The following is a 7,958-nucleotide window of genomic DNA, read 5'->3' as shown; positions in this document are numbered from 1 at the left end:
AAACAGCGCCATCGCCATGGCTGCCCTCCGGTTCCGCTTCGCTCCACCTACGGCCAGCCATGGCGCAGGAGGCGATCATGCACTAACAAACCGAACGGACCACTCAGTGGGGGCCGGTCAAAACCAGCCCTGCCAACCGGAGGCACCGTCGTTGACACACAGGCGCGCGCAGCAATCGACGCGATCGTAAATGTTCTGATCGTATCCGGGGTTCTGGCGGCGCAGTGAATTGGCGACGAGACGTTGCATTTTCGCGGAGAGGAGGGGCGTAGGTGCGACATTATTGCAACAAGTTGGCGCTTTGTCTGCTTGCACGGACTAGTATATACAGTTAGATACGACGAACTCGGTGGTTCAATCCTGTTACAAGGGGAAAACGATAATGCGGAAACTGGTCATTGGGATGGCACTTGCCTCCTCGGCCCTCGCGACGCCTGCCCTCGCGCGCGATGATTCTTGGTACGTCGAAGCTGATGCCGGTGGCATGATCGTCGAAGATATCAAGAACTTCACTGGGGTGAACAACGAAGGCACGCTGAAGCTCAAGACCGGCTACGACTTCGGTGGTATCGTCGGTTATGACTTTGGCGGTTTCCGCCTTGAAGCCGAAGCAAGCTATCGTCGCGCAAACGAAGATTCGTATGCCAGCGCGACGACCCGCTACACGGGCGCGCAGCTTGATGGCGGCGCCTCGGCACTTAGCTTCATGCTGAACGGCATGCTCGATTTCGGCCCCGATGATGGCCTCCAGGGCTTTGCTGGTGGCGGTGTCGGCGTCGGACGCGTCAAGAACCAGCTTTTCACGCCGAACGCTGCTCTGAATGTTAACGATTCGGACACCGGCTTCGCTTGGCAGGCTATTGCCGGGATCCGCGCGCCGCTGTCTGACAACGTCGACGTCGGCCTGAAGTACCGCTTCTTCAACCAGGATCACAACGATCTGGTGAACAATGCCGGTCGTAACGTTCAGACCCGCTTCCGTTCGCACTCGCTGCTGCTGACGCTGGGTTACAACTTCGGTGGTGCTGAGCCGGTTGCTCCGCCGCCGCCTCCGCCGCCGCCCCCGCCGCCCCCGCCACCTCCTCCGCCGCCGCCGCCGCCGCCGGTTGTGGTCTGCAATAAGGGCCCGTACATCGTGTTCTTCGACTGGGATAAGTCGGACATCACGCCGGAAGCAGCTTCGATCCTCGACAGTGCGGTAACGGCCTATGCCAACTGCGCCAATGTTCCGATCATGCTGGCCGGTTATGCCGACCGTTCGGGTGCGCCAAAGTACAACCAGGGCCTGTCGGAGCGTCGCAACGCTTCGGTTCGCGGTTACCTGACCTCGCGTGGTATCGCCGATGGCGCCATCACCAGCCAGGGCTTCGGTGAAAACAATCCGCGCGTTCCGACTGCTGACGGCGTTCGCGAACTGCAGAACCGCCGGGTGGAAATCACCTACGGTCCGGGTTCGGGCATGTAATCAGCTACCGAAAGGTGCTAAAGGTTCAGGGGGTCGGAGCAATCCGGCCCCCTTTTCCTTTGATGGGAGGGGGAGTTGGAGAGACCTATGCTGCGTTACTTGCCCCCCGCTGTGATCGCCCTGGCTTTGGTCGGGTGCGCCACGACCACCACCAGATCCGGCAACCTTGCCATAGCAGAGCTGGCCGATGCGAACGGCCGTCCGATCGGCACCGCCGCCCTTTCACGGCGGGGTAATGAAACTCTCATCAACCTGAGCGTTGCGGGCACGCCCGGAGCAGTTCACGGCCTGCATTTGCATGCGGTCGGCAAGTGCGAAGCGCCCTTCGCCAGCGCAGGACCGCACCTCAACCCGGGCGGGCACCAGCACGGCAAGGATAACCCGATGGGCTCACACCTCGGTGACCTGCCCAATGTGACCATCGGCCAGAACGGTGTAGGCACGGCCAGTGCCAGCCTTGGCACCAACGATGCGGCAATCGATGCCGCGCTGTTCGATGCAGACGGCTCAGCAATTGTCCTGCATGCTGCAGCCGATGACTATCGCACCGACCCCTCGGGCAACAGCGGCGCGCGAATTGCCTGTGGAGTGCTGACGCGCAGTTAGCGCTGAAAGTTCAGCCACCCTCGCCAGCGCGCTCGACCAGGGTGGCCTCCGCTTGCGGCACAGCCTTGTAGGCATAGACCAGCAAGGCGACCGCAAGCGGGGCCACCGCGATCAGCGACAGGATCCCGGTCCGCAGATCGCCCACCAGCTTGCCATCAACCATGTTGCCAGCCAGGTCGGACACCTGCCCGACCATGTAGGGGCCGAAGCAGAGGCCAACCAGCGTCGTGCCCAAAAAGAACGAGGCTGTCGCCGTGCCGCGCATCCGGGGGAGCACCAAATCCTGCGTCGTCGCCGCGGCAGCGCCCAGTGCCGCAGCGCCAAACAGGCCCGCCAGGAAGTTCATCACATAGAACAGCACCGGATTGGCTGTAGTATAGCCAATCCAGATCGGCAGGGCCGGAGCGACCACCCCGAACAGGATCACCAGGATCCGCCCGGCCGGGTTCTTCGCCCGCAGCGCATCGGCCACGCGGCCGCCGATAATCACGCCAAGGAAGCCGCTGATCGCGCCATTGGCGCCCAGCCAGAAGGCCAGTTCGTGTTTCGGCAGCTTGAGCACCTGTTCGGCATAGGGCGCCGACCAGAAGGACAGGCCATAGGCAGCCAGCGAGACCATCGCATAACCCAGAGTGGTGCAGATGAAAGCGGGGGTGCCCCAGATCAACCGGAAGGTCGCCGGGTCCTTCTGGCGCAGTACAGAGGCCCATGAGAACACCGCGTAATAGCCCAGTGCCACGGCCGACCATTGCGGAAGATTGCCGGTCAACTGGATCATGATCCAGGCGAAAGCGCAAAGCCCTACCGCCACTGCGATGTTAATCGCCAGCGCCCCAAAGCCGCGGCGGGCGGCACCGATCAGGGTAAAGGGCGGCACGATGGTTGAAAGATCGGCAAAGAATTCGGCAAAGGGTCGGTCAGAGCTCTTGCTTGGGGTGTCATCCATTGCCCCGCGCACCGGCTCGCGCAGGGTTGCCACCCACAGCGCAACCAGCAGGCCAGGGATGCCCACTGCCAGGAAGGCCGCGTGCCAGCCAACCAGCCCCATCGGCCCACCGCCAGGATATGCCGCATTCCAGACCTGACTGATCTTGGCGCCGATCAGCAGTGATACCCCGCCACCGAGGTAAAGCCCCGATGAATAAATCGCGAGCGCCGTCGCGCGCTGGCGCTTGGGAAAATAGTCCGAGATCAGCGAATAGGCTGTTGGGCTGGCGGTAGCCTCGCCAATGCCAACACCCATCCGCGCGAGGGTCAAGGTCATCTGGTTGCGAGCGAAGCCTGACAGGGCGGTCATTGTCGACCACAGGGCAAGCCCGATGCTAAGCAGTTTGACCCGGCTCCAGTTGTCAGCCAGGCGGCCGAGCGGAATGCCAAACAGGGCATAGAACACGGCGAAAGCCGCACCGCCCAGAAAGCCCATGTCACTATCGGTAAGGTTTAGGTCCGCCTTGATCTCGAGCGCGAGGATCGAGATGATCTGCCGGTCAATGAAGTTCAGGATATAGACCACGACCAGGACGCTCAGAACGTACCAACTATAGGAGCTTGCCTCGCGCGGGGCTGCGGCGGTTTCCTGAGCTTCGTTCACCTGGTCTCTCCCTGTCGTTATCTTTGCTCTATGCCGCGTAGCGGGTCGGATCGGTCAGTCCTGCCTTGGCGAAGCCTTCGCGCCGCAAGCGGCAACTGTCACACAGGCCGCAAGCCGCGCCATCGGGCTGCGGATCGTAGCAGGACCAGCTGAGCCCGGCGTCGAGCCCCAAGCGATGCGCCTCGGCCGCGATTTCTGCCTTGCCGAGGAACTGAAGCGGTGCGTGGATGCGCCAGTCATCGCCTTCAGCCCCAGCCTTGGTCGCCAGCCGCGCCAGATCCTGGAACCCGGCGATGAATTCGGGCCGGCAATCGGGATAGCCCGAATAATCGAGCGCATTGACGCCGATGAAAAGGTCGCGCACCCCAAGCGCCTCGGCCCAGGCGAGTGTGAGCGACAGAAACACCAGGTTACGAGCCGGCACATAAGTGACCGGAATATCCGGACCAACGCCGTCCTTGGGAACCGCGATATCGTCGGTCAGGGCCGAGCCACCGAATCGCGAAAGGTCAAGCGGCAGGACCACGTGGCGCACTGCCCCGATCCGCTTGGCAATCGCCGCGGCAGCATCAAGCTCGCGGCGGTGGCGTTGATTGTAATCGATCGTCAGCGCGTTGACTGCATAACCCGCTTCCTGCGCGAGCCCGGCGACCACCATGGAATCGAGGCCGCCCGAAAGGAGCACGACAGCCTGGCGCTGTTGAGAATTGGCAGCGGAAGACATTGTCGACGGGCTAGCCTGAGCAGAGGCCCATGGCAACTGCGCACATCGCCTAGCCGCTGCAATCCCCCGTATGGCGCGCCTCTGCGGCAAATTCAAACGGCAGACCTTCTGCAATGCCCTGGGTTTCGATCTGCACCAGACGATTGGTTTCGCGCCGCACGCTTGTTCGCCCATAACCGCGCCCACGGCACGTGTACTGGACGGTGATCAGGTCATCCCGGTCATCCACAATCAGCCGTTCACAGTTCAGACCTTCATGGCGCAGCTGAATGAACTTGTGGCCGCTATTCAGGCAAATCGGATAGGATCGGCGGCTGCCGTCACGCAAACGGATTTCCCAGCGGCCGGGCTCAAGCTGGTTCAGCATTTCAAGCGCAGGGCGCTGACTTGAAGCGGGCACAGCAAGTGCCACCCAACCTGTCAAAGCAGAGGCTGTTAACCAGATCAGCTGCCGCATTACATGCCCCCCGATGAAAAAGATCCTTGCTAGGCGTCGATCCGAAACAGCTTTGAGCAAAACGCACAGTCGACCTCAATAAGGCCTTCAGGACTGCGCATTTCAACCCGCTCTTCTTCCGGGAATCTGCCCAGCACCGAGCGGTAGTGTTCAACCGAGCAGCGACAGCCGCGGTGCAGCGGCGCCCCCGCCTCGACCCGCACCTCGCGCTCATCATGGAACAAGCGCCAGACCAAGGCTTCTAGCGACAGGTCTGGATCGACAAGCTCTTCAGGACGGGTGCTGCCCGCAAGTATCGAGACATGCTCCCATTCCGGATGGTCCATCTTCACGTGGAGCCGCTCGCGTCCTTCTTCGCCTTCAGCCAGATGCTGGATCAGGATGCCACCGCCGATGCAACCGGCTGCCCCATCCCCAATCCCGACCCGGATCAGCGTCGGCACCTGCTCGCTCTGGGCGAAGTAGCTCTCGCAAGCTTCGGCAAGGCTCGCGCCTTCAAGCGGGACGATCCCCTGATAGCGTTGACCGGTTGCGGCAAGATCAAAGGTGACAGCCAGATAGCCCTTGCCGAACAGGGCAACGAGGCTGGGGTTGTGGCCGAGCTGCGCCAACCGCTCAGCATCATGACGGACATAGCCGCGCAGCTCGCCATTGCGGTAATCGCAAACCAGCAGATCGACCACGCCAGACTCGGTCTGGGCCTGCATGGTCAGCTGGCTGTCTTCGTCCTTGAGCAGAGTGCCGAGCAGGGCCGCAAGCACCAGGGCTTCGGCCAGCAGTCGGCGGATTGGTGGGGGGTAATCGTGCGCGGTCAGGATCGTGTCGAGCACAGGTCCCAGGCGCACGACCCGTCCGCGGGCATCACGCCCGGGGATTGAGAAGCGCAGCACCCGGTCATAACCAGTTTCACCGGCCACGATATGCTCCGGCAGGCTCATAGCTGACCGAAGACCCACCGCAGCACACTCTTTTGAGCGTGGATGCGGTTCTCCGCCTCATCCCAGACGGCCGACTGCGGACCGTCGATCACGGCGTCGGTCACTTCCTCGTTCCGATGCGCGGGCAGGCAATGCAGGAAGGTTGCCCCAGGGCCGGCCAAGCTCATCAGCTTTTCGTCGACCTGGAATGGCGCCATGGCCGCAAGCTTGTTGTGGGCATGGTCCTGGCCCATCGAAACCCAGGTATCGGTCACCACCACGTCGGCCCCGCGCGCCGCTTCGGCGGCATCGTTGGTCAGGGTGATCGTGGCCCCAAGCGCGCGGGCCCGTTCGATGTATCCGGCATCCGGTTCATAGCCCTTGGGCGTGCCGATCCGCACATTGAAGTGCAGCAGGCCGGCCGCCTCGATGATCGAATTGAGCACGTTATTGCCATCGCCAAGCCAGGCCACTTCAAGACCCGGCAGTGCCTTGCCGCGCTCAAGCAGGGTCAGCAGGTCAGCCATGATCTGGCACGGGTGGCTTTCATCGGTCAGGCCATTGATCACGGGTACATCGGCGTAGTGTGCCAGTTCCTCGATCTTGGCGTGATCGTCGGTTCGCAGCATGATCACATCGGCCATACGGCTCAGCACCCGGGCGGTATCGGCGATTGTCTCGCCGCGGCCGAGTTGGCTTGTGCCCGATTCCAGCGTGATCGCACCGCCGCCAAGCTGACGCATGGCGACATCGAACGAAACGCGGGTCCGGGTCGAGTTCTTTTCGAACACCATCGCCAGGATATGACCAGCCAGCGGCGCATCCGAGTCGGCCTTGCCCTTGGGCCAGCCGACGCGCGCCCCCTTGCGATCAAGGGCATCGTTGAGCATGGCGACAAGCCCGTCACCGCCCGCATCCGCGAGGTTCAGGAAATGCCGGGTCATGCCGCGACTTCCGGCGGCTGGAAGCTGGCGGCACCGGCCGAAAGCTTGTCGAAGAATTCGTCGATTTCGGCATCGCCGATCACCAGCGGCGGGACGAGGCGGAGGGTGTTGTCACCGGCCGCAACCGTCAGCAGGTGATGGTTATCGCGCAGGTGCGCCACGAACCCACGGGTTTCGAACTTCATCTTGATCCCCAGCATCAGCCCCTTGCCGCGGACCAGTTCAAACAGATCGGGATAGTTGCCGATGAACTGTTCCAGCCGGCTGCGCAGGCGTTCGCTGGTTGTGCGGACCTGGGTCAGGAATTCATCGTTGGCAACCGCATCGAGCACCGCCTCAGCCGCAGCCATGGCCAGCGGATTGCCGCCATAGGTCGAACCGTGGGTACCGATGACCATGCCCCGCGCGGCCTTTTCGGTGGCAAGGCAGGCGCCGATCGGGAAGCCACCGCCAAGCCCCTTGGCCGTGGCAACAACGTCGGGAACGATCCCGTACTGCTCGTAGGCATAGAGCGTGCCCGAGCGGGCGACGCCGCACTGTACTTCGTCCAGCGCCAGCAGCAGATCATGCTCATCGGCGAGCGCACGCAGGCCCTGCATAAACGCGTCAGAAGCGGGGCGAATGCCGCCCTCCCCCTGGACCGGCTCAACCAGGAAGCCCGCCGTGTTCGGGCCGATCGCCGCCTTGGCGCCCTCCAGATCGTCGAAATCGACATATTTGAAGCCGGGCAGGAGCGGCATGAAGCCCTTGTGCATCTTCTCCTGGTTGGAAGCGCTGATCGTCGCCATGGTCCGGCCGTGGAAGGCGTTCTTGAAGGTGATGATCTCGAATTTGTGATCGTTGCCGGCATGCTGGTGATAGGCACGCACCGTCTTGATCGCGCATTCCACCGCCTCGGCACCAGAATTGGTGAAGAACACCGTATCGGCAAAGGTCAGGTCGACCAGCCGCTGGGCCAAGTGCTCACCCTGCGGGCTGCCATAGAGGTTCGAGACGTGCATCAGCGTTTCAGCCTGCTTCTGGATCGCGCCGATCAGACCCTTGTGCGAATGGCCCAGCAGGTTGACCGCGATCCCCGCGGCAAAATCGAGATATCGCTGCCCATCTTCACCGATCAGATGGCAGTGCTCGCCGCGCACCGGGCGAAAGCCACAGCGGGGGTAGACTGGCATGAGCGGAGTGATCGACATCGCTGATTTCCTTTGCTGGATGCGAGATATGCACGAAATGGAAAACGACAAATGGCGGCCCCGC

8 protein-coding genes and 1 pseudogene are annotated in these 7,958 nt (G+C 62.5%); 3 read left to right on the top strand and 6 right to left on the bottom strand.

Annotated elements, in window-relative coordinates:
- From RQP55_RS12040 to RQP55_RS12030, 3 genes and pseudogenes are all read left to right on the top strand, one after another.
- Positions 1-86 (top strand): annotated as a pseudogene (locus RQP55_RS12040) (integrase catalytic subunit); the annotation flags it as partial.
- Between the two features lie 296 nt (positions 87-382).
- On the top strand, positions 383-1,465 hold the full coding sequence (locus tag RQP55_RS12035; RefSeq protein WP_315610441.1) for an OmpA family protein: 1,083 nt from the start codon (positions 383-385) through the stop codon (positions 1,463-1,465).
- An 87-nt stretch (positions 1,466-1,552) separates the two neighbouring features.
- A complete protein-coding gene (locus RQP55_RS12030; RefSeq protein ID WP_315610440.1) occupies positions 1,553-2,071 on the top strand; it encodes a superoxide dismutase family protein in 519 nt (172 codons plus the stop codon).
- Positions 2,072-2,081: 10 nt separating this feature from the next.
- Here the strand turns inward: RQP55_RS12030 and RQP55_RS12025 are convergent, their stop codons facing one another.
- Genes RQP55_RS12025 through RQP55_RS12000 form a run of 6 tightly spaced genes read right to left on the bottom strand, consistent with a single transcriptional unit; the run spans position 2,082 to position 7,894 of the window.
- Positions 2,082-3,662: an MFS transporter gene (locus tag RQP55_RS12025; RefSeq protein WP_315610439.1), complete on the bottom strand. Its 1,581-nt coding sequence runs from the start codon at positions 3,660-3,662 to the stop codon at positions 2,082-2,084.
- 28 nt (positions 3,663-3,690) lie between these two features.
- Positions 3,691-4,386, bottom strand: coding sequence for a 7-cyano-7-deazaguanine synthase QueC (gene queC / locus RQP55_RS12020; RefSeq protein ID WP_315610438.1), 696 nt, complete (start codon positions 4,384-4,386; stop codon positions 3,691-3,693).
- Between the two features lie 49 nt (positions 4,387-4,435).
- On the bottom strand, positions 4,436-4,843 hold the full coding sequence (locus tag RQP55_RS12015; RefSeq protein ID WP_315610437.1) for a hypothetical protein: 408 nt from the start codon (positions 4,841-4,843) through the stop codon (positions 4,436-4,438).
- Positions 4,844-4,872: 29 nt separating this feature from the next.
- Complete coding sequence (locus RQP55_RS12010; protein WP_315610436.1) at positions 4,873-5,781, bottom strand: Hsp33 family molecular chaperone HslO; 909 nt, start codon at positions 5,779-5,781, stop codon at positions 4,873-4,875.
- Complete coding sequence (gene argF / locus RQP55_RS12005) at positions 5,778-6,704, bottom strand: ornithine carbamoyltransferase (protein ID WP_315610435.1); 927 nt, start codon at positions 6,702-6,704, stop codon at positions 5,778-5,780. The genes RQP55_RS12010 and argF overlap by 4 nt, the downstream gene beginning before the upstream one ends.
- Positions 6,701-7,894, bottom strand: coding sequence for an aspartate aminotransferase family protein (locus tag RQP55_RS12000; protein ID WP_315610434.1), 1,194 nt, complete (start codon positions 7,892-7,894; stop codon positions 6,701-6,703). The genes argF and RQP55_RS12000 overlap by 4 nt, the downstream gene beginning before the upstream one ends.
- Positions 7,895-7,958 lie beyond the last annotated feature (64 nt).

Source organism: Novosphingobium sp. APW14, from assembly GCF_032337075.1.
Lineage (GTDB): Bacteria > Pseudomonadota > Alphaproteobacteria > Sphingomonadales > Sphingomonadaceae > Novosphingobium.
This window is presented reverse-complemented; position numbering and strand designations above follow the sequence as displayed.